Origin of the sequence: Desulfopila aestuarii DSM 18488 (assembly GCF_900143695.1) — a bacterium.
GTDB lineage: Bacteria > Desulfobacterota > Desulfobulbia > Desulfobulbales > Desulfocapsaceae > Desulfopila > Desulfopila aestuarii.
In genome coordinates this window covers 73,069-91,875 of the sequence record NZ_FRFE01000020.1, presented here as the reverse complement: position 1 = coordinate 91,875, position 18,807 = coordinate 73,069, and the positions used below count along the sequence as shown (strand labels likewise).

Below are 18,807 nucleotides of genomic sequence, written 5' to 3'. Positions count from 1 at the left end.
GATGGTGCAGATTATCGCTTGATAGCCAGGAGTGTATCCATCAACTCATCGACGGTTGTAAGGAATTTGGCTGAGGACTCAAATCCACGTTGGTAGGTGATCAGTTCAATCATCTCTTCCTCAAGAGATACGCCGGATAGTCCGTCTCGCAGGTTATCGAGTTGTACCACCGCGTCTTCAGTTCCCTGTAAAGAGAGCTGGTTTTGGTTGGTTTCGAGACCAACACGGGCAACAAGTTTGCCGTAAAAGCCATTGAAATTGTCAATGCCAGCAATGAGGTAGGACTCGTCAAGATCAGCGAGCAACAGGGCGTTCCGGTTATCACCAGGTGCAACAACGCCAGGTGGAGTTGGCGCCTGGGAAGCTGCAATCTGTTCAGCACTGGTTATCTGCACTGACATTGCGCGTGCTGCATCATGCCAGGGATCTGTTGGTGGCGCGGCAGTTCTGTTCGGTGAATCGACGAAAAAGTATCTGCCGGAAATGGAATCGAGTCCGGCACCAAGTGCGTGCTGCTCATTTACCTGGGTGGTGATCTCATAGGCAAGGCGGTCGATATCATCAATTAACCCAGGGATAAATGAGTCCCTTAGATACATTAACCCTTTAAACTCACCACCGATATTTCTCTGGTCTATTGGTCGGGTAATCCCGCCGGCATGCAGTACGACATCAAGATCTGCGCCTGATGAGATTGTTTCCAGCGACATCGCGGTGCTGCCCTGAACAAGTGGCAATCCTCCGGGCAGCTGGACAGTCAGCATGCCGCGTGAATCGGAAAAAGACTGGGCGCCAACCGATTCCGCCAGTTGTCTGGCCAGGAGCTCGCGTCGGTCTCGAGCGGTATTGGCGGACTGACCATTAATCTCTACCGAAAAGATACGGTAGTTCAGGTCGGCAATTTCCTGGATCTTGGAGTTGATGTCATCAACCTTCGAGGTCAGGGTGTCGTTGATGTTTTCCTGGACCGTATTGAGTTCGGTGATGGTGTTGTTGAAATTCGTGGAGAGTATATCCCCGCGCTGGATGACCACATCTCGCAATACGAGATCGCTTGGGTTGGCTGACAGCTCTTGCCATGAATCAAAGAAGTTGTCCACATCGGTGGCCAGGTTTCCATCGGTGATTGCAAAGACCCTCTCAAGCTCGGAGAGCGGGCGAGCCTGGGCATTCTGGTAGCCGTAGTCGGCAGATTTATCGACCAGCTGGTTCTGAATGAAGACATCGTGGTCACGCTGGATGTCGGAGACTTTTACACCTTGTCCGATAAAAAAACCACCGAAGTTAACGGAGGGGTATTGGGTCAACTGAGTGTACTGCCGGGAATACCCTTCGGTGTTGACGTTAGCAATATTGTTGCCAACTACCTCAATCGATTTCTGATTGACCTCGAGTGAGGTTTTGGCTGAATTGAGGGCATCGAGCAGGCCAGCCATCTCACACCTTCCCGGAGATAAGTCTGCCGTTTACTTGTGCGGCTACCTGATAGGCAGATGCGGAATAGGTCGAAGAGACAGTTTTTCGGCCGAAAAATTCCATGGTATCGCGAATCCAGCCCAAGGCGGATTTGAATAGAAAGGCGTTGCGGCGATTCTCATGACGAATTTCAGCGGCAAGCGGTTTATCCTTGTCGTCGATAAGTTTGACATGGGCCAGAACCTGGAGCAGTTGCTCTTTCTCGTAGGTGGCGGAGGCCATTCCTTCCAGGTCGAGTTGTTTGGCACACTCTCGCTCCTGGAGAATAACGTCCCGTAGGCGAACGAGATAATCATGTGTTGTTCCGGCATTCATATCGTTATTTTCCCTGCAGCAGAAATTCCACCAGAGAGGACGCTACTTTTTCCAAGTCTGGCTTGTAGGAGCCATCAGCGATTTGGGCTTTCAGTTCAGCTATTCTTTCAGTACGTTCGGAGCTGGCTGCGCTTTTGGCACCCTGCGCCTTGTTAACGTTCTGCAGAACAGTTGAGAACTCTACCTTGTCAGCTGAGGTGCTTTCAGTTTTTTTGTCGGTTACGGCCGCTGGCGTCTTTTTCAGACTACCTATCTGTTTTGGTCCACCGACTCCGAAGAATTCAACGCTCATAATGTCACCTGCTTAGGTTATGCCTGGATTGACGTTGTGTTGTTGACCCAGTCATCAAGTTTTTCCATCACTTTATCATAGGTATTGTAGGAAATATCTGGGAGCCAGTCGCCGAATGCCTGCTTCGCTTCGCTGAATCCCTTATCAATACCCGCCTTTATTGCATCAATTCTGGTGGGATCTCCGCCGGCGATGCCTATGGCGAAATCTACAATACGATCGGAAGTCTGTTCAACTCCAAAATAGCCGTCATCTGCGATAAGTTGTTCGGCTTCTTGCGGGGTTATCTCTTCAAGGTTGATTTCTTCCATCCCAGGCTCGGTATTGCCGGTTGGGATATTCAGTGAGAGCCCCTGTTCTTTAAACATGTTGATGACCAGGCCTCGAAGCAGATCAAACCCGTCATTATGTACGACCTGCAGCGTCATTGAACTGTCATAGGTGGTGACGGATTCGGTGCTATATGAGAGGGTGACTTTATCGACAGATAAAGAATTTCCAACTGCCTTCACCGTCTCGTTTTGCCTGGATTCGCTATAACTTTCAGCTTTGTACTGTTGAAAGATCCTTGGGTTTATCCCAGGTTGAATCGCTGTATTTTCAATCATTTTGACGCCTCCGTGCTGTCTGAATCTGCATCCGTGCAGTTCCTGAAGGAGATGTTATCTGCCTCCTGTTATTACTCTTATCGGAGTATTATGACGTGAACTTTAGAAAAAAACTACGAAAGGGAGAAAGTGCGGAAGGAGGCGGGCGAATGTGTCAGGCAAAAGGAAAAGAGGGCTGAGGACTGTGTGTTAAGCACATCCGTCCTCATGTATTATTCATACTTTTTGTTTTCGATCTGATCAGCCATTTGGCGGTACATCGCCTCGGCTATGCCAATGCCGGAGCCACTGGCGGTCTGACGTGCAACCTCCATATCAAACATCTCTTGATATGTGTCTTTGGCTATCGATTTCTCAAAAAGACCGCCCTCGGGAACAGCCTTTCGCATGGATTTGTACATTTCCATCACCAGTATGGACTCAAATTCCTGGCAAGTTTCACGTAATCGCTCCAAGTCCTTGGCCTTTTTTTCCTGTGGTGTAGATGGGCTAAGAGAATGACTTAAAACTGTTCGAGGATCAATTTTCATATGTTTTTCCAGTTATAAAATAACAAGTTCTCCATTCATGGAGCCCGAGGCCTTGATTGCCTGAAAAATGGCAATCAGATCACGAGGCGTAGCGCCGATTGCATTCAATGCTGTGGCGATTTCGCCAATGGTTACTCCCTCTTTCATGTCAATGAGTACCAGTTGTCCCGGTTCTTCAGATATAGCGATGTTGGTATTCGGAGTCGCAGCGGTCTGGCCTGCCCCGAGTGGGTTCGGCTGCACTACATCAGTATTTTCTTTAATAATGAGACTCAGATTTCCATGGCTGACGGCAACAGTAGAGAGTCGCACGTCTTTGCCCATGACGATGGTACCGGTACGTTCATTGACAACCACCTTGGCCCTGGAGTCAGCTTGGACATCAAGACTCTCGATCGAAGCGATAAACTGCACGGTATTGTCTTGCAATTGTGTGGGGATGTTGATTCGCACTGCACCGGAATCCAGCGGGAAAGCAGTTTCCGGACCAAAATTGGCGTTGATGACTTCGGCCATATTATTGGCAGTGGTAAAATCAGCATTACTGAGCTGATAGACGAGTTGACCGTTTTCGCCAAGGGCGACAGGTACAGTTGATTCTACAATTGCGCCACCGGGGATGGTTCCGGCGTTGGGATGGTTTTTCTGCGCCTGCGCAGCTTTGCCGCCAAAAGAAAATGCACCAATGGCAAGCGGTCCCTGGGCTACAGCATAGACCTGATTGTCAGCCCCATGGAGAGGTGTCATGAGCAATGTGCCGCCAGCGAGGCTTTTGGCGTCGCCAATGGAGGATACAAGGACATCAATGGTTGAACCCGGCCGGGCAAATGGCGTAAGTTGGGCGGTGACCATAACTGCTGCGATGTTTTTCAATTTGATATCGTTAATATTGTCTGGGCTGATAGTGACGCCGTTTCTGACAATCATGTTGTAGACCGACTGCAGGGTGAAACGTGATTTTTTCATGTCATCGCCGGTGCCGTTGAGGCCCGTGACGAGACCATAACCCAGGAGTTGGTTATTACGAACCCCCTGTAAAGAAGCGATATCCTTCACCCGTACAGCCATACAATCTGCAGCCATGAAAATGGTGAGCCAAACTGCTACAAGTAGGACTCCATAAAAGGTGGGGCGTTTCATATGCTCTGGCTGTTTGTTTTTTGTGTTCATGATGGACTCACAATGTCAGAAAGGCCAGACGTTATCAAGGGTGCGCATGAGCCAGCCTGGTTTCTGTTTGTCGGCAATGGCCCCTTGGCCGGTGTAGGTGATTCTTGCGTTGAGCACTTTCGATGAAGGGATAGTGTTTGCCGCTGTAATGTCTACTGTTCTGATAATACCGGTAAGATAGATTATCTGAACTTCGTTATTCACCATCACTTCCTTGCCGCCACGAATCTTGAGGTTGCCATTGGGATAACGCTCGATGACCTGGGTTGTGAGTGATGCTGTCAGGTTGCCTTTTCTGGTGGTTGTTCCAGTGCCGTCGAAAGTGTCTGAAAAGTTGCCTGTCACGATATTGTTGAGGTCAAGATTCGAGTCGGTGATAAAACTGGAATTCTCCAAACCAAACAGATTAGGGATACCCGCGCTGATTTCTGTATCACGGCCGGTGGAGGTCGTTGCTTGTTTGGAGGCGCTCGAACTCTCACTGATGATGATGGTGACGATGTCACCGACATTTCTTGCCTTCTGGTCGGAAAACATCGATGTGGACTCGCTGGTCCAGAGGGAGCCTGGAGTGCGGTGGCTCTGTTCCGGTGTTTTGCTGTCTTCGAGCGGTTCCGGGATATCAACGATACTGGTTTGTTGGCGGGCACAAGAAGCGAGCAACAAGAGCAGCATGGCAAAAAGTACATTTCTCATATCAGAGTGCGACCTCCACGACTCCCGGGGCGGCAACCCGGCAGTAGATCATTTTTTTTGATGCGATATTTTGGACACGAATTGTTTCGTTGGCTATTCCGTTATTTCTGGCTATACCGGTGGCTGTCAGGTACAGATCGCCGCGCTGCAGAATGATACGTACAAGCTCCCCCTTCTTGACCATTGGCGGAAACTCAACCTGATGCTTTGCAAGAGGCTTGCCTGATTGGAGGGAAACAAGAAGTCGTTTGCCCAGAACTTCCCTGGGGTTAAGAATTGGATCTTGCAATTCGCTGATGTCCTGCACAGTCATAGCCAGATGTTGAGGGCCAAGTATGGTGCCTTTTCTGACATCACCCTTTAGCACGACAATCTGGGCGAGGACCTCCAGCTGACCTCGAACCGACATGTTTTTTCTGACCCGGCCGTCAACACTGAAAATGACCGAGAAGCGGGAGCTTCCAATGATTTGTGGGTCAGAAGGGACTACTTGCCAGGTCAGCTTGCCTGACGGTAGGGAAAATGGCAGCGGTTGGGCTGAAGGAATAAACCTGATCTTCGCCTGCGCAAATTCTCTGGTGTTTTCATGAATGAACGTATCGATAATTTTCAAGACATCGGCGGAGCTGACAACGGTGGCGCTTCTTGTCACCTTGATATCCGTCGCACCTTGCCATTGTACCGGTGCGTACTGGTCAAGACCGTTAACCAGGTTTTTAATTATCGAAGAGGCCTGCAGGGTGATTTCCTGGCCTGGCGAGGGGGCCTGGCCGACTGGCTGACTGGCCAGGGCTCTGCTCAAATCTGTATCTTCATCAAAGGTGGCTATATCACCGAGCGTGACAGTGGCCTCTGCAACCTCGGCTGATCCGTTGAGCGAAACGGTGAGCCCGTACGCGTCGGCGCAGACAGCAAGTAGCAGGATGATGAGAGATATTCTGAACATGATAATTCTATAATTATTTCAGGTTATTGGTGGTCTGCATCATTTCATCAGAGGTCTGGATGGTCTTCGAGTTGATCTCATAGGCTCGTTGAGTGGTGATCATGAGCGCCAGTTCCTCGACGATGTTGACGTTTGAACCTTCTAAGTAGGTCTGGAGCAGGGTGCCAAAACCATCTGTGCCGGGTGTGCCGATGTCGGCGGTACCGGAGGATCCGGTCTCTTCAAAGAGGTTTTTTCCTACAGCCGAAAGTCCACCGTTATTGGTAAATCGGGCAAGCTCGAAGGTGCCGAGTTCGGTAGCTTCGGTATCACTGCCGATTACGGCAGTAACAATACCGGTATCCCCGATGGAAATTCTCTGAGCACCGTCGGGGATAGTGATTGCCGGCAGTATCGGATAGCCATCGGAATTGGTAATGCGACCGTCGCTGTCACGTTTAAATGCGCCGGCGCGAGTGTAGGCAGTGTTGCCGTCGGGAAGTTCGACCTGAAAAAAACCATCTCCTTCAATGGCTACATCGAGTTCGTTTTCTGTCTGGATGATATCTCCCTGAGTGAAAATTTTTGTCACGGCGGCAGGTTTGACTCCGAGGCCAATCATGATACCTGTGGGTGACTGCGTATCAGGTGAGGTTTGGCTGCCTGGTACCTTCATTGCCTGGTAAAGAAGATCCTGGAAGTCGGTATTGCTTTTCTTGAAACCAGTGGTTGAGACGTTCGCGAGATTGTTGGCGATGACGTCGATATTGAGCTGCTGGGCGTTCATACCGGTGGTGCCGGTCCAGAGTGAACGAATCATGTGGCGTCTTCCTGTTGGTAAAAGTTATCGGGCAGGTGATAACCGGGATGATCTATTTTCAGGATCGCTGATTATCCTGTTTAGCCGATTGTGCCCAGTTCATCTTGCTGCTGGCCAAGCGTCGAATAGCTTTCAAGTACTTTATGATAGGTCTCGAACGTTCTCATGCTGTCGATCATTCGGGTCATCTCTGTTGTCATGTTGACATTGGAAAGTTCAAGAAAACCCTGGTCAACCTGCGGATTGTCCAAGGCGATCTCCGTCCCCCCAGGTTGAAGTGAGAAGCCAGTATTATCTTCTCTTTGCAATAGAGAACGGTCATCAACATCGACTATTGCCAGGCGACCAGCTTCGGTGGCGATTCCATCAGGGGTAATGGTAGAGACCGTGCCATCCTCGTAGACGACCAGTTTGGAGGTGTCAGTATCGGGGACAGTAATTTGGCCATTGGCGTCATCGAGTACCGCCAGGCCGGAACTGGTACGTAGCACGCCTTCCTGATCGACGGTGAAATCGCCACGGCGGGTGTAAAGAGGGCCGTCAGGTCCTTCAATTTTAAAAAAACCGTCGCCTTTAATAGCCACATGGAAGGGATTGCCGGTTTCACGCATTGCACCTTGTTCAAAATCGGTGACATTTTGCTTAACCCGACTGTAATTGATGCCTTTTGCTTTCTGCGTTTGTTGTTCTCCGCGGAGAAGCGACTCAAAGCTGACAGAAGTTCGTCGATAACCTGAGGTGTTAACATTTGCCAGATTGGCGCTGATGTTAGCGATTGACTGTTCTCTGGAGATAGCTCCTGCCAGTGCGCTGTATTTTCCGGATACCATAGTTTTGATCCTGGCTGATGGGGAAAAAAGATTTTTCTCTGCTCTGGTGATGTATCGGTTGTAAGGGCTGTTTTCTTAATGAAAAACAGAGGAAAATCACAATTCAAGACTATTGGTGTTATTTGCTGGCACCTGAGCGAGCCTGGAGAGGTTGACCAGTTGCTCAGCCTCTTGGGTGGAGATGGAAAGGATGGAGGCAATCTCTTTGGCATCCATACCATTCTGGGCAAGCGAGCGGACATAGAGGTAGCGCTCTGGCGCATTGACCTGGCCCAGGACATGCTGTGCGGAAAGTCGTGGCTGCTGCAAACGAGTGGTGAGCTCAGCCTCGCTCAGATTCTTCTGGAATTCAACGGTTTCTTGATAACGTTGGTCCAAGTCCTGTAACTCGGCATGAGCTACGGCGAGTTTCTCTAAGGCAACAGAAAGTTTACGGGATAACGTTGCGGCTTTACGACGATAGTAAACGGACAGGCCAAAGGCGAGGCAGGTGAGGAATAACGCCAGGAGGGCGATGATGATGGCGAATGAATCGTTGTCCATGTTCAATGGTTGGTATCTCGTTTGGCGGGGGTATTATTCCCTGCATCGATAAGACCATGGCGGCCTGAGTGTTCAGTGAATTGACACGTTCAGTCGAGACGGGACTGAACTTTGGTCTTCAGTTTAATAAGGGCCTGACTGTGAAGTTGCGAGACTCTGCCTTCCGAGAGTTCGAGGATGTCGGCAATTTCTTTCTGGGTTAGCTCCTCGTAATAATAGAGTGAGATTACCAATCGTTCCTTCTCGGAGAGTTGCTCGAGAACCTGGGCGATAACCTGGGTCAGTTCAGTGGCCTCGAGCCTGTGCCCAGGCTGCATGCCTACCTTGTCTTCGGTGAGCGAATCGAGAAACGACTGTCCCTCGTCTGAGTGATCAAGGGTTTCGTTGAGGCTCACACAACCAAGGTGGCTCACCTCGCCAAGCATCAACTGGTACTGGTGGAGGCTCATTTCCATAGCCGCGGCAATTTCCTCCTCTTCGGGGTCTCGGCCGAGTCGCAGTTCAAGGTCATGGATGGTGCGGGCGATACGATTATGTTTGTCGCGCAATGATCTGGAGAACCAATCGAGTTTTCGCATCTCGTCAAGGATGGCGCCACGAATGCGATGCTCGGCAAAGGTCTTGAACATGATATTTTTTGAAGCGTCGAATTTGTTGGCTGCGTCGAGCAGACCGACCATGCCGGCGCTTCGCATGTCATCCTTGTTCATAAAGGATGGTACCTGTGTAACCATGCGCCCGACAAGGATGTCGACGAGGTAAAGATTCTCCTGGATGAGTCTGGAGCGGTCATCGACCATAGGAGGCTGGTTGTAGAGCATTGTTATCCTTTGCTGCCGAAATTAAGGAGCTTATTCCAGAAAAACTGCAGATTACCTTTGGGCTCGGTGTGGGCCGGTTCCATGCAGATCCTGCCGGCAATCTGGGCAAAGGCGGCGGTGATCTTGGAATGAGGGTAGAGATCGATGATTACCCGTTGTTTTCGTATGGAATCAATCATCTGTCGGTCTTCAGGGACAGAGCCCAGATAATCGATGGAGATGTCGAGATACCTGTTGGATACCATAGTGAGTTTTCGAAAAACGTCGAGGGCCTCATCCTCATTCTGGATCTGATTGACAACAAGGTTGAAGTGTCGCTCGTGATATTTTGTGGAAAGCAACTTCATGAGAGCGTAAGCGTCGGTAATGGCGGTTGGTTCTGGAGTGGTAACCAGCAGAATTTCCTGGGCTGCCGTGTTGAAATAGGTGACGTTTTCAGAGATGCCGGCTTCGGTGTCGATCAGGACGTAGTCAAAGCTGTTGTGCATCGAGTCGAGCCCGTCGAGCAACCGCATTTTTTGATGGGAGTCGAGGCGTATAAAGTTCTGGATGCCTGAGCCTGCCGGGAGAATTTTGATACCCATTGGGCCCTCGACCAAAATGGCATCAAGCTCCTGGTCACCTGAAAAAAAATGGTTGAGATTGTACGTTGGGGTCAGGCCGAAAACCACATCAATGTTGGCCAGTCCAAGGTCAGCGTCAAGGATCAGCACCTTCTTGCCGAGTTTTGCCAGGGAATAAGCGAGGTTGGCGGTGACAGCGGTCTTGCCTACGCCACCCTTGCCGCTGGTCACCGAATAGACGCAGGTGACCCGATCTGATCCTGTCAATAGACCCGTCTCATTCTGTTGTGAATTCAGGGCTCGCAGGGTTTTTGCCTGATCGGCAGCCATGTAGCTTGTATTAGTCATGCGCAATTCCTTCATGATGGGACATTATGAGTTCCGCAACCGAGCGTTTTGTAATCTGCAGCAAATCTTCAGGTACCCGCTGACCATTAGTGATATAGGAAAGCGGCGCTTGGTGCTGCAGTTGAACGTTCAGGATGACTCCGGTTCTCATGCACTCATCAACCTTTGTGAAAATGGTCTTGTCGATACCAACTTTTTCAAAGTGATGGATGGTGTCCAGCAGTTCATTTTCTCGCGTGGCGGCAGAAAGAACAAGGTGTTTTTCTATTTCAAGATGAGGCCGGAGAAAAGAGGTCAGCTCCTCGATACAGAGGGTGTCACGCGGACTGCGGCCTGCAGTATCGATGAGAATGAGTGATTTGTCGGAGTGGCGTGTAATTGCCTCTTCAAGCTGGTCAGGGCTGATTACCACGTCTACCGGCAAGTGCATGATTTCGCCATAGACTTTCAACTGCTCCACCGCGGCTATCCGATACGTATCGATGGTAATCATTGCCACCGAGTTGGAGTGGTTGCCGAGATAATGAGCAGCTAACTTGGCCAGGGTAGTGGTTTTGCCGACACCGGTCGGGCCAATAAGGGCGATTCTGGACTGGGCTTTGGTTTTCTGAAAAGCCGGCGGTCTGACCTCGACCAGGCTTTCAATGGCCCGAAGAGCAAAACGTCGTATTTTTCCCTTGTCTTTGAGGTCATCCTGCGTAAGCTGTTCAGCTGCAACAGCGGCGATGGTTCTCGCTGGTTCACCTTCAATGCCATGGCGGTGTAAAAGCTCAGAGACCGGATCGCGCACCGGTTTCATCTGGCTTAAACGATCTCTTAGGGCAGAATTGAAAGTGTCCTGGCCTTGCTCCTCGCCCTCATTGTAGGCCGGCTTATCTGCAAGTTGGGCTGCGAGCTGTTGCACTAAGCCTTTTAATTCATCGACTTCATTACGAAGTGCGGTATCGGCTGTTGACTGGGAGCTACGCTTTGGTGTTGGGGACATGGTCAGCAGTTGCCGTGCTTCTTTGCTGTTGAGATCGTCCGATGTTTCATTCCCGGAATAGTCCAGTTGGATATCATCTCCACCTACCGTTGTGTTGATACGCTTTTTCTTTGAGCCTGTACGGCCAAAGATACGAGATGGCGAGGTGGGCCTGCCTGCTGCGGCAGGTTCCTGAATAGTAGTGTTCTCTTCCCTGGGCCAATTGGTGTCGATGGCGGCGGTGATCTCGATGGTCGGCTTCCCGAGAAGGCCGAGCTTGCCATTGCGCACCGTACGGGTCGAGAGGATCAGCGCGTCTGGGCCAAGCTCTTTACGGACAAGCTTTAAGCCGGAAGCCATATCTGGTGATTCAAATACTCTAACTTGCATTAAGCGTTACCGTTCCGAGTGATCGTACTTTAAGGTTAGGAGTGATTTCGTTATGTGAAATCACCGCCAGTGCTGGGTAATACCTTTCGGTCAGACTGCGAACATGCGGACGAATCTGGGGGGCTGCCAACAGTGTAGGTCTACTGCCCCCTTCAAACAAGGGGATCGCCTGGCCAATCGAGTCGAGGATCTTTTGGGCAGTATGCGGATTGATGGCCAGGTAGCTGCCGGTTTCCCGATGCTGGATCGAGGTCTGGATTGCGTCTTCCACCTCTTTAGCCAACGTGATAAGAGGGATAATGCCGTCTATAGCCAGCTGAGAGCTGATGGTACGGGCCAGGGCATGACGGACATATTCGGTGAGGACGTCTGTGTCCTGGGTCGCCTGGGCCCAGTCAGCCATTGTTTCAAGGATCGTCCGAAGATCGCGAATGGAGACACCCTCTTTCAAAAGATTCTGAATGACCCGCATGATGGTACCAAGGGAAAGGACCGTCGGCACCAGTTCTTCCACGAGTTTCGGATAATGCTTGGACAGACTGTCGAGCAGGCCCTGTACTTCCTGTCTGCCGATCAGTTCGTGGGCATGTTGTTTGATCACCTCGCTGATATGGGTAGCCATAACGGTCGTGCAGTCTACCACGGTATAGCCCGCCAGTTGGGCGCGATCTTTTTTATCGGCGGTGATCCAGATAGCGGGTAGTCCAAAAGCCGGTTCTGTGGTAGCGATGCCTTTGATGGTCTCAGTGACCATACCGGGATCCATAGCCATGAAGTGGCCTGGAAGGATTTCGGCTTCGGCGACGACGACACCTTTTAAAGAAAAGGTGTAATGGTTTGGCGAGAGCTGCAGGTTGTCCTTGATGTGCACCGGAGGCACAATGAAGCCATTATTGATTGCAAACTGCTTACGGATTGACTGGATTCGAGTCAACAGCTCACCATCCTGGGAGGAGTCGACAAAAGGAATGAGACCGTAGCCTACTTCAAGCTGCAGCAGGTCGACATGGAGCATCTCCTCATAATTTTCTTCCCGTTTTGCTATAGGAGCTTCTGGTGGAATCTCTTCTCGTTCCTTGATTTCGGCAATTCTCTCTTTCTTGTCGAGAGTGAAAGCCAAAAAGGAAAGCGATATTGCCATCAACAAAAATGGGAAAAATGGTAGCCCAGGGATGAGTGCAAAAGCAAGAGCAATAAAGGCTGCAACCCAGATGGCAACCGAGTTTCGGCTGAACTGTTCTTTTATGTCGCTGCCGAAATCCTTGTCGCCCGTTGAGCGGGTAACAAGCATACCGGCGGCAGTGGAAATGATCAGCGCCGGGATCTGGCCAACAAGACCGTCGCCGACGGTAAGGATGGTATAGGTCTGAGCGGCTTCTGCCATGGGCATGCCTTTTTGCAGTACCCCGATAATGAAACCCGCACCAATATTGATGAGGGTGATGATGATGCCGGCAATAGCATCGCCTTTGACGAATTTCGATGCACCGTCCATAGCACCATGGAAAGCTGATTCAGCGGCAATTTCCTCTCGTCTGCGACGTGCTTCTCCCTCATCAATCAGGCCGGCGTTAAGGTCTGCGTCGATGGCCATTTGCTTGCCGGGCATGGCATCAAGGGTGAAACGGGCGGCAACCTCAGCGACACGGCCGGCACCTTTGGTGATGACCATGAAGTTGATAAGGACGAGAATGGCGAAGATAACGATGCCGACTACGTAATTGCCGCCGACCACGAACTGGCCGAACGACTGGATGACCGAGCCGGCTGCTGAAGGTCCTTCATCACCGTGGAGGAGAATGAGTCGGGTTGAGGCGACGTTCAATGCGAGGCGAAAGAGGGTAGTCGTGAGGAGGATCGACGGGAAAATCGAGAACTCCACCGCTTTTACCGCATAAAGACTAATGATCAGAATGAGTAGGCCAATAGTGATGTTTGTGGCCAGAAAAATGTCGAGAATGATAGAGGGCAGGGGGATGATCATGATCATCAGGATCGATATCAGACCTATCGCAGCAATAACATCGCTGCGTGCCGCCAGATCCTGGATCTTTATCCTGCTGAATATGTCACGTGCTTCTGCTAATTCCATCTCTTCGTATTGGTCGTTTAGTGTTGATCAGATAATGTTGAGATTGTTCATCGCTGTTTCAGTGAATAGACATGGGCTAGAATTTCAGCTACAGCCTTGAACAGGTTCTCAGGAACAAATGAATTTAATTCAAGCTTATGCAATAACCGCGCCACGGGCGGATTTTCAATGATGGGGATCTCGTGTTCACGGGCGATTTCGCGGATTTTCATGGCAACAATATCAGAGCCTTTGGCGATGATCATTGGTGCATCCATTTCGTCTGCAGAATAGCGAATGGCAACAGAAATGTGCGTAGGGTTGGTAACAATCACGTCTGCTTTGGGAACCTCGGCCATCATCCTTTTTCGTGCCATCTCCTGCTGAATTTGCCTGATCTGTGCCTTGATGTGAGGGTCGCCTTCCATCTCCTTGTATTCTTCTTTCAGTTCCTGTTTGGTCATCTTCATTTTTTCTTCCATCTCCCAGCGGACAAAGAGAAAGTCGAGAAAGGCAATAAAGATCAGGACAGCGCAGATTTTAGCGAGAATAAGTGCTGCTGTTTCGGCTAGAAAAGAGACCGTGGCCCCGACCGTTGTGTCAGCAAGCAACAAGGCTTCGCCGAATTTTCCCAAGACTGTTGAATAGCCCACCCAGGCGATGAGAGCGACTTTGGCCATGGATTTCAGGACTTCAATAAGGGATCGACGTGAAAAAAAACGTCCAAAACCTTTGATTGGATCAAGTTTGGAAAAATCTGGTACGAGTGGCTGGGTGGTAAAGAGCCAGCCGATCTGGAAAAAGGAAGAGAAGAATCCGATGATTAAGACAAGAAGAAACAGTGGTGCCAGCAGCAGAGCGGATTTCTGAATAATAAACCAGAAAAGGGCAATGGTCTGGGTGTCGGTAGACTGGAAATTGCCAATTCCTTGGAAAAACGAGGTGAGTAGATCATTTATTCCACGCCAGAATACAGGCATATAGAAGATCCAGAACAACAACACGATGGTAAAGAGCGTCGCAGTCTGTACCTCTTTGCTCTGGGCGACCTGGCCTTTCTTGCGAAAATCCTCCCGTCGTTTCGACGATGGGGCTTCCGTGCGTTCTCCGCCTGTGGGGGCCTCTTCAGCCATGGAGTTGGCTCCTGCCTGCAGCTGTTGCGACCAAGTGGGTCGGTAAGGTGGTTCTGGTTATCTTCTGGATCTACTGCAACGAAATATGTTGCAAATTGCAGGCCGGAAGCCAGGAAGGAAAAGCTGGAGGATATTTATTGTGCCAGGTAGTTCATAAGCGTGACAAGGGTTTCACCAAGCGTGTCAAATTCCCGACTCAAAAGGGCCGCTGCAAGCTCAAGTGTCAAAGCGATGACAATAAAAGCTGTGGCGATATTGAGTGGAAAGGAGAGGAGAAAAACATTGAGCTGAGGAAATACCCGGGCGAGAACGCCAAGTATCAGACCTGATAGGAGGAGGAGAATGAGGACGGGAGCGCTGAATTGGACACCAAGGGCAAACATGCGGGAGGCGAGTTCCATTAAAAAAGGTACTGCATCTCCGCTGAGATTGAGGTCGCCGGGAGGCAGCAATTCATAAGACCTTACCGCCAGTCGGAAAAAGAGGTGATGACCATCTATTGCCAGGAAAATAAGAATGGCAAAGACGTTTTGAAACTGGGAGACCAAGGCGATTTGCCTCTCTCCGGTTGGATCAAAAACGTTGGCGGCGGCAAAACCCATCTGATAGCCAATGACCGTAGCGCCATATTCCACTGCTGTGAATATGAGTCTGGCGACGAGTCCAATCATTGCTCCTAAAAGGGACTCGTTAATGAGAAAAATCATGAAGGGGAGCGGCATAAAGCTGATCGGGGGCAATTTCTGTGACATTATTGGAAAAAGTACCATTGCCACAGTAAATGCCAGGGCGACGCGAACCCTTACTGGTGACTGACCTGAAGAAAAAATAGGGATGGCCCCGATAAATCCTGCAATCCTGGCAAGGACTACAAGGAAGGCCTGGACCTGCTCTATCGGGATAAGCTGGAGATCCACAACCTGCTGCTAAAGGGTAATCATGGTCTCAAAGAGACCGATGGTGAAAGTGGTCATGATATGGATTATCCAGGGCCCGAAGAAAAGTAAGGTCAAAAAGACCGCGACTATTTTCGGGATAAAGGACAATGTTTGCTCGTTAATCTGGGTTGCCGCCTGAAAGGTGGAGACGAGAAGACCGATTAGAAGGCCGGCCAACAGCATGGGAGCCGAGATCATGAGAATTGTCTGGATTGCCTTACGGCAGATATTGATAGCCAAGTCCGGAGTCATGTTCTCCTCCTTCAAGCAAAAAAGTTGTGTCAAAAAATGTTGAAGCTCTTGATCAGCGAGCCGACGATCAGGTTCCAGCCGTCAACGAGCACGAACAAGAGCAGCTTGAACGGCATGGAAATAATGACCGGTGGCAGCATCATCATGCCCATGGACATAAGGATGGAGGCGACGATCATGTCAATGACCAGAAATGGGATATAAATCATAAAGCCCATCTGGAACGCGAGCTTCAGCTCTGAGAGCATGAAAGCAGGGATGAGGGTCATTGTGGGGATGTCATCTTCGTTGGCTGGTTCACCGTCGAGGGTGAGTTCTGTCATGAGGCCCAGTTCTGATTCTCGCACCTGGCTGAACATGAATGTCCTTAAGGGGATAATAGCTTTATCCAGCGCCTCGCCCTGGCTGATTTGCTCTGCCATATACGGCTGCAATGCAGTGTCGTTGATTTGGGAAAGGGTTGGTGACATTACGAAAAAGGAGAGAAACAGTGATAGACCGAGGATAATCTGGGTGGGCGGCATGTTCTGAGTGCCCATGGCTTGGCGTAAAAAGCCGAGGACAATGACGATCCGGGTAAAACATGTGGTCATCAGGATGATACTGGGGGCGACAGAGATAATGGTGATAATGAGAAGGATCTGCAGTGCTGTCGAGACCTGCTGAGGGGATTCGGCTTGGGTCAGTCCCAGGTTAACTGTCGGTAGGGTAATGGCAGCGCCAATTGTTGGTAGCAACAACAGGATGCAAGCGGTAAGGATAGCCGGAAAGGTGACGCGGCCGGTTGCTGAAAAAGCACGGTGTTTCATGGCTGCTGCCCATTGTGGGAATCGTCCAGTATGTCCTGGAATGAGCTTTTGTTGCTGTTGTTCATGTCTGCAAGAAGGGTTATCGATTCGTTGGCAATGCCAAGCAAATACTCTTTTCCTCGAACTTCGATGAGGCAGATCGATTTTTTTGGCATCAGTGGTTGTATTTCCAATACCCTAATGGCCTTGGTGCTGCGAGGGTTGATAATGGAAAATCTTTTTTTTAAAAAAGCAAAGAGAACAAGCATGATGGCTAGGACTATTAGGAGCCCCCACATGACCCGAAAATAAGCAGTGATATCACTTGTGGCAGCTACCGCGGCTTGAGCGCTGGCGGCGGGCGCGAGGGCAAGCACGCAGGCGGCAATAATCTGGATATGTGAATATGGCCGGTTCATGTTTTATCCAAGCTTTTCGATGCGATCAGTTGTGGAGATCACCTCGGTGAGACGGATGCCGAATTTTTCGCCAACCATGACGGCTTCACCTCGGGCAATGAGGCGGGAATTAACATAAAGATCGAGTGGTTCACCAGCCATTTTATCAAGCTCTATGACATACCCTTCGCCCATTCGCAAAAGATCACGCAGGAGAATGCGGCTTCTGCCAACTTCTACTGAGACCTGGAGGGGGACGTCATAGAGAAAGTCGAGAGATCTCGAACGATCGCGATCCTGTGCTCCCGCCCTGCCGCTGGTCATGTCCTCATTATCAAGGAGCTCTTTTAATTCCTCTGGGGCTGGTCGAGCACTATTGCTGTGATTGTGTGAATCCATATTACATTCCTTCTTGGGCGACGCCGGTTATACTGATGGCTTTTCTGCCATTAATTGTTCCGGGTATGGCATTGAATTTTAATTGATCCTCAATAAGAATTTTGAGCGGCGAGTTGGGATCGTAATCCAACTGAATGATATCGCCTTCATTCAGTCGAAGAATCTTGTCAATTGTCAACGTAACCGAGCCGGATTGGGCGACGATATCGACAGTGGTATATTTGATGGCATTCTCAAGCGACTCCTTCCAGGTGTCCCGGGTGGTAACGTCAACCATGAGCAGCTCGCGAAGTTTATCGCGAAGCGGATCGAGCGTCATGGCCGGGAAGACGAGATCGATCTCGCCGGAGAGATCGTCAACTTTCAGGTGAAAGGTACCCACCAGTACCTCGGATTCCGGTTCCGTGATAGAGACGAGTCTGGTGGTGTTTTCAATTTTCACCAGAGTTGAGTGAAGATCGATCAGAGATTTGAAGGATTTGTCAATATCAACACAGGCATCGCGCATTGCGGTTTTCAAAATCGACAGCTCAATGGTAGTGAGTGGACGATCAAGCTGCAATGGATCAAGTTCGGTGGATGCGCCTAGCATGACTTCGATCATGGAGTAGGAGAGTTGCCGATCAAAAACAAGCAGCGAGTTATGCTGGAGCGGTGACATATTCAACATGCCGATGGCTCCTGGAACCTTGCGTTTGGCGAGATACTCCTGGTATTCGCAGTTCTCCATTGAGATGCGAGTTAAAGTGAAAGTCCTTTGGAGCTGGTTTGTGAGTGATATTGAGTAGTTGCGGCAAAAATTATCAAGGATAATGTCAAAGTTTGGTATGCGGGTTTGTTCATCCTTCCGCTGGGCCATCTGGAAAAGATTGATCGGAGTGCAGGCGAGAAAATGGTCATCGCGATAATCTTCATCCAGGTCAAGCGGAACCTTGCCCGCTTTGATAGCGGCGAGCAGGTCGGCAATTTGTTGTTTTGAGAGAATGGGCTCCAAAGGACACCTTGACGTAAATGACTTATTGGACGACGAAATCGGTAAAATATATTGCCTTGACTTTTCCTGTTTGCAGAATCGAGTTGATCTTGCTGGTCAACTCGGCTTTGAGTTGTTTTTTTCCCTGCAGATCTTGTAGTTCCTCGTAGGTTTTATTGCCAACCAGCAACAGGATGGAATCGCGAATCTGCGGCATACGTTGGTTCATTTCGTCCTTGACTAGTTCGTTGGTAAGTTCAATGGTCAGTTTTGCCTTAACATAGTGGTTGGCATCGTCGCTTATGATGTTGACGATGAACTCATTGATATCGACCATGGGGCCGATGGTGGCGGCAGGATTCAGCTCAGGTACGGGTACCTCGAGGCCTGGGTCTTTATTTTTCTCATCTTCCTCTGCCTGTTTCTTCTTCATAAAGTAGAATGCGGCACCCCCACCAAGTGCGAGCAGTAGGACGAGCGCAGCAACGATGATGATAATCATCTTTTTTTTGCCGCCGCCTTCTGCCCCTTCTTTTTTCGTCGCCTTTTTCTCAGCCATGACAG

General features: G+C 50.0%; 23 protein-coding genes. All 23 read right to left on the bottom strand.

Going from position 1 to position 18,807, the window contains the following annotated elements:
• Positions 1-11 precede the first annotated feature (11 nt).
• The 23 genes from flgK to BUF15_RS17840 all read right to left on the bottom strand — a co-directional run bounded on the left by flgK (position 12) and on the right by BUF15_RS17840 (position 18,802).
• Complete coding sequence (flgK, locus tag BUF15_RS17950) at positions 12-1,436, bottom strand: flagellar hook-associated protein FlgK (RefSeq protein WP_073615088.1); 1,425 nt, start codon at positions 1,434-1,436, stop codon at positions 12-14.
• 1 nt (position 1,437) lies between these two features.
• Positions 1,438-1,791 carry a flagellar protein FlgN gene (locus BUF15_RS17945; RefSeq protein ID WP_073615087.1) on the bottom strand — a complete coding sequence of 118 codons (354 nt, stop codon included), beginning with the start codon at positions 1,789-1,791 and terminating at the stop codon, positions 1,438-1,440.
• A 4-nt stretch (positions 1,792-1,795) separates the two neighbouring features.
• A complete protein-coding gene (gene flgM, locus BUF15_RS17940) occupies positions 1,796-2,083 on the bottom strand; it encodes a flagellar biosynthesis anti-sigma factor FlgM (protein WP_073615086.1) in 288 nt (95 codons plus the stop codon).
• A 17-nt stretch (positions 2,084-2,100) separates the two neighbouring features.
• Positions 2,101-2,691, bottom strand: coding sequence for a hypothetical protein (locus BUF15_RS17935; RefSeq protein WP_073615085.1), 591 nt, complete (start codon positions 2,689-2,691; stop codon positions 2,101-2,103).
• 212 nt (positions 2,692-2,903) lie between these two features.
• Positions 2,904-3,221 (bottom strand): rod-binding protein, encoded by a 318-nt coding sequence (locus BUF15_RS17930; RefSeq protein ID WP_073615084.1) that lies wholly within the window; start codon positions 3,219-3,221, stop codon positions 2,904-2,906.
• 12 nt (positions 3,222-3,233) lie between these two features.
• The gene (locus BUF15_RS17925; protein WP_073615110.1) at positions 3,234-4,361 is read right to left on the bottom strand and encodes a flagellar basal body P-ring protein FlgI; all 1,128 of its coding nucleotides are present in this window, start codon (positions 4,359-4,361) and stop codon (positions 3,234-3,236) included.
• Between the two features lie 45 nt (positions 4,362-4,406).
• Positions 4,407-5,087 (bottom strand): flagellar basal body L-ring protein FlgH, encoded by a 681-nt coding sequence (locus tag BUF15_RS17920; RefSeq protein WP_073615083.1) that lies wholly within the window; start codon positions 5,085-5,087, stop codon positions 4,407-4,409.
• A gap of 1 nt (position 5,088) precedes the next feature.
• Complete coding sequence (gene flgA / locus BUF15_RS17915; protein WP_073615082.1) at positions 5,089-6,033, bottom strand: flagellar basal body P-ring formation chaperone FlgA; 945 nt, start codon at positions 6,031-6,033, stop codon at positions 5,089-5,091.
• A 13-nt stretch (positions 6,034-6,046) separates the two neighbouring features.
• Positions 6,047-6,832: a flagellar basal-body rod protein FlgG gene (gene flgG, locus BUF15_RS17910; RefSeq protein ID WP_073615081.1), complete on the bottom strand. Its 786-nt coding sequence runs from the start codon at positions 6,830-6,832 to the stop codon at positions 6,047-6,049.
• An 80-nt stretch (positions 6,833-6,912) separates the two neighbouring features.
• Positions 6,913-7,662, bottom strand: coding sequence for a flagellar basal-body rod protein FlgF (gene flgF, locus BUF15_RS17905; RefSeq protein ID WP_073615080.1), 750 nt, complete (start codon positions 7,660-7,662; stop codon positions 6,913-6,915).
• 96 nt (positions 7,663-7,758) lie between these two features.
• Entirely contained in the window at positions 7,759-8,205 is a 447-nt protein-coding gene (locus BUF15_RS17900; protein ID WP_073615079.1) for a hypothetical protein, read from the bottom strand.
• Between the two features lie 89 nt (positions 8,206-8,294).
• Positions 8,295-9,026 carry a FliA/WhiG family RNA polymerase sigma factor gene (locus BUF15_RS17895; RefSeq protein WP_073615078.1) on the bottom strand — a complete coding sequence of 244 codons (732 nt, stop codon included), beginning with the start codon at positions 9,024-9,026 and terminating at the stop codon, positions 8,295-8,297.
• 2 nt (positions 9,027-9,028) lie between these two features.
• Positions 9,029-9,937, bottom strand: coding sequence for a MinD/ParA family protein (locus BUF15_RS17890; RefSeq protein ID WP_073615077.1), 909 nt, complete (start codon positions 9,935-9,937; stop codon positions 9,029-9,031).
• The gene (flhF, locus tag BUF15_RS17885; RefSeq protein ID WP_073615076.1) at positions 9,930-11,291 is read right to left on the bottom strand and encodes a flagellar biosynthesis GTPase FlhF; all 1,362 of its coding nucleotides are present in this window, start codon (positions 11,289-11,291) and stop codon (positions 9,930-9,932) included. Before flhF ends, BUF15_RS17890 begins: the two co-directional genes overlap by 8 nt.
• The gene (flhA, locus tag BUF15_RS17880) at positions 11,281-13,383 is read right to left on the bottom strand and encodes a flagellar biosynthesis protein FlhA (protein ID WP_073615075.1); all 2,103 of its coding nucleotides are present in this window, start codon (positions 13,381-13,383) and stop codon (positions 11,281-11,283) included. Before flhA ends, flhF begins: the two co-directional genes overlap by 11 nt.
• Positions 13,384-13,430: 47 nt before the next feature.
• Complete coding sequence (gene flhB / locus BUF15_RS17875; protein ID WP_073615074.1) at positions 13,431-14,495, bottom strand: flagellar biosynthesis protein FlhB; 1,065 nt, start codon at positions 14,493-14,495, stop codon at positions 13,431-13,433.
• Between the two features lie 134 nt (positions 14,496-14,629).
• Positions 14,630-15,412 carry a flagellar biosynthetic protein FliR gene (gene fliR, locus BUF15_RS17870; RefSeq protein ID WP_073615073.1) on the bottom strand — a complete coding sequence of 261 codons (783 nt, stop codon included), beginning with the start codon at positions 15,410-15,412 and terminating at the stop codon, positions 14,630-14,632.
• A gap of 9 nt (positions 15,413-15,421) precedes the next feature.
• Positions 15,422-15,685 carry a flagellar biosynthesis protein FliQ gene (gene fliQ / locus BUF15_RS17865; protein ID WP_073615072.1) on the bottom strand — a complete coding sequence of 88 codons (264 nt, stop codon included), beginning with the start codon at positions 15,683-15,685 and terminating at the stop codon, positions 15,422-15,424.
• A 29-nt stretch (positions 15,686-15,714) separates the two neighbouring features.
• Positions 15,715-16,494, bottom strand: coding sequence for a flagellar type III secretion system pore protein FliP (fliP, locus tag BUF15_RS17860; protein WP_073615071.1), 780 nt, complete (start codon positions 16,492-16,494; stop codon positions 15,715-15,717).
• Positions 16,491-16,892 carry a flagellar biosynthetic protein FliO gene (gene fliO, locus BUF15_RS17855; RefSeq protein ID WP_084554160.1) on the bottom strand — a complete coding sequence of 134 codons (402 nt, stop codon included), beginning with the start codon at positions 16,890-16,892 and terminating at the stop codon, positions 16,491-16,493. The genes fliP and fliO overlap by 4 nt, the downstream gene beginning before the upstream one ends.
• A gap of 3 nt (positions 16,893-16,895) precedes the next feature.
• Complete coding sequence (gene fliN, locus BUF15_RS17850) at positions 16,896-17,270, bottom strand: flagellar motor switch protein FliN (protein WP_073615070.1); 375 nt, start codon at positions 17,268-17,270, stop codon at positions 16,896-16,898.
• Between the two features lies 1 nt (position 17,271).
• Positions 17,272-18,264: a flagellar motor switch protein FliM gene (locus BUF15_RS17845; RefSeq protein WP_073615069.1), complete on the bottom strand. Its 993-nt coding sequence runs from the start codon at positions 18,262-18,264 to the stop codon at positions 17,272-17,274.
• A gap of 22 nt (positions 18,265-18,286) precedes the next feature.
• Complete coding sequence (locus BUF15_RS17840) at positions 18,287-18,802, bottom strand: flagellar basal body-associated FliL family protein (RefSeq protein ID WP_073615068.1); 516 nt, start codon at positions 18,800-18,802, stop codon at positions 18,287-18,289.
• Positions 18,803-18,807 lie beyond the last annotated feature (5 nt).

Bases quoted from the DNA above. Each gene is read 5' to 3' on its own strand.
- flgK (WP_073615088.1), bottom strand. From the start codon at position 1,436: ATGGCTGGCCTGCTCGATGCCCTCAATTCAGCCAAAACCTCACTCGAG.
- BUF15_RS17945 (WP_073615087.1), bottom strand. From the start codon at position 1,791: ATGAATGCCGGAACAACACATGATTATCTCGTTCGCCTACGGGACGTT.
- flgM (WP_073615086.1), bottom strand. From the start codon at position 2,083: ATGAGCGTTGAATTCTTCGGAGTCGGTGGACCAAAACAGATAGGTAGT.
- BUF15_RS17935 (WP_073615085.1), bottom strand. From the start codon at position 2,691: ATGATTGAAAATACAGCGATTCAACCTGGGATAAACCCAAGGATCTTT.
- BUF15_RS17930 (WP_073615084.1), bottom strand. From the start codon at position 3,221: ATGAAAATTGATCCTCGAACAGTTTTAAGTCATTCTCTTAGCCCATCT.
- BUF15_RS17925 (WP_073615110.1), bottom strand. From the start codon at position 4,361: ATGAAACGCCCCACCTTTTATGGAGTCCTACTTGTAGCAGTTTGGCTC.
- BUF15_RS17920 (WP_073615083.1), bottom strand. From the start codon at position 5,087: ATGAGAAATGTACTTTTTGCCATGCTGCTCTTGTTGCTCGCTTCTTGT.
- flgA (WP_073615082.1), bottom strand. From the start codon at position 6,033: ATGTTCAGAATATCTCTCATCATCCTGCTACTTGCTGTCTGCGCCGAC.
- flgG (WP_073615081.1), bottom strand. From the start codon at position 6,832: ATGATTCGTTCACTCTGGACCGGCACCACCGGTATGAACGCCCAGCAG.
- flgF (WP_073615080.1), bottom strand. From the start codon at position 7,662: ATGGTATCCGGAAAATACAGCGCACTGGCAGGAGCTATCTCCAGAGAA.
- BUF15_RS17900 (WP_073615079.1), bottom strand. From the start codon at position 8,205: ATGGACAACGATTCATTCGCCATCATCATCGCCCTCCTGGCGTTATTC.
- BUF15_RS17895 (WP_073615078.1), bottom strand. From the start codon at position 9,026: ATGCTCTACAACCAGCCTCCTATGGTCGATGACCGCTCCAGACTCATC.
- BUF15_RS17890 (WP_073615077.1), bottom strand. From the start codon at position 9,937: ATGACTAATACAAGCTACATGGCTGCCGATCAGGCAAAAACCCTGCGA.
- flhF (WP_073615076.1), bottom strand. From the start codon at position 11,291: ATGCAAGTTAGAGTATTTGAATCACCAGATATGGCTTCCGGCTTAAAG.
- flhA (WP_073615075.1), bottom strand. From the start codon at position 13,383: ATGGAATTAGCAGAAGCACGTGACATATTCAGCAGGATAAAGATCCAG.
- flhB (WP_073615074.1), bottom strand. From the start codon at position 14,495: ATGGCTGAAGAGGCCCCCACAGGCGGAGAACGCACGGAAGCCCCATCG.
- fliQ (WP_073615072.1), bottom strand. From the start codon at position 15,685: ATGACTCCGGACTTGGCTATCAATATCTGCCGTAAGGCAATCCAGACA.
- fliP (WP_073615071.1), bottom strand. From the start codon at position 16,494: ATGAAACACCGTGCTTTTTCAGCAACCGGCCGCGTCACCTTTCCGGCT.
- fliO (WP_084554160.1), bottom strand. From the start codon at position 16,892: ATGAACCGGCCATATTCACATATCCAGATTATTGCCGCCTGCGTGCTT.
- fliN (WP_073615070.1), bottom strand. From the start codon at position 17,270: ATGGATTCACACAATCACAGCAATAGTGCTCGACCAGCCCCAGAGGAA.
- BUF15_RS17840 (WP_073615068.1), bottom strand. From the start codon at position 18,802: ATGGCTGAGAAAAAGGCGACGAAAAAAGAAGGGGCAGAAGGCGGCGGC.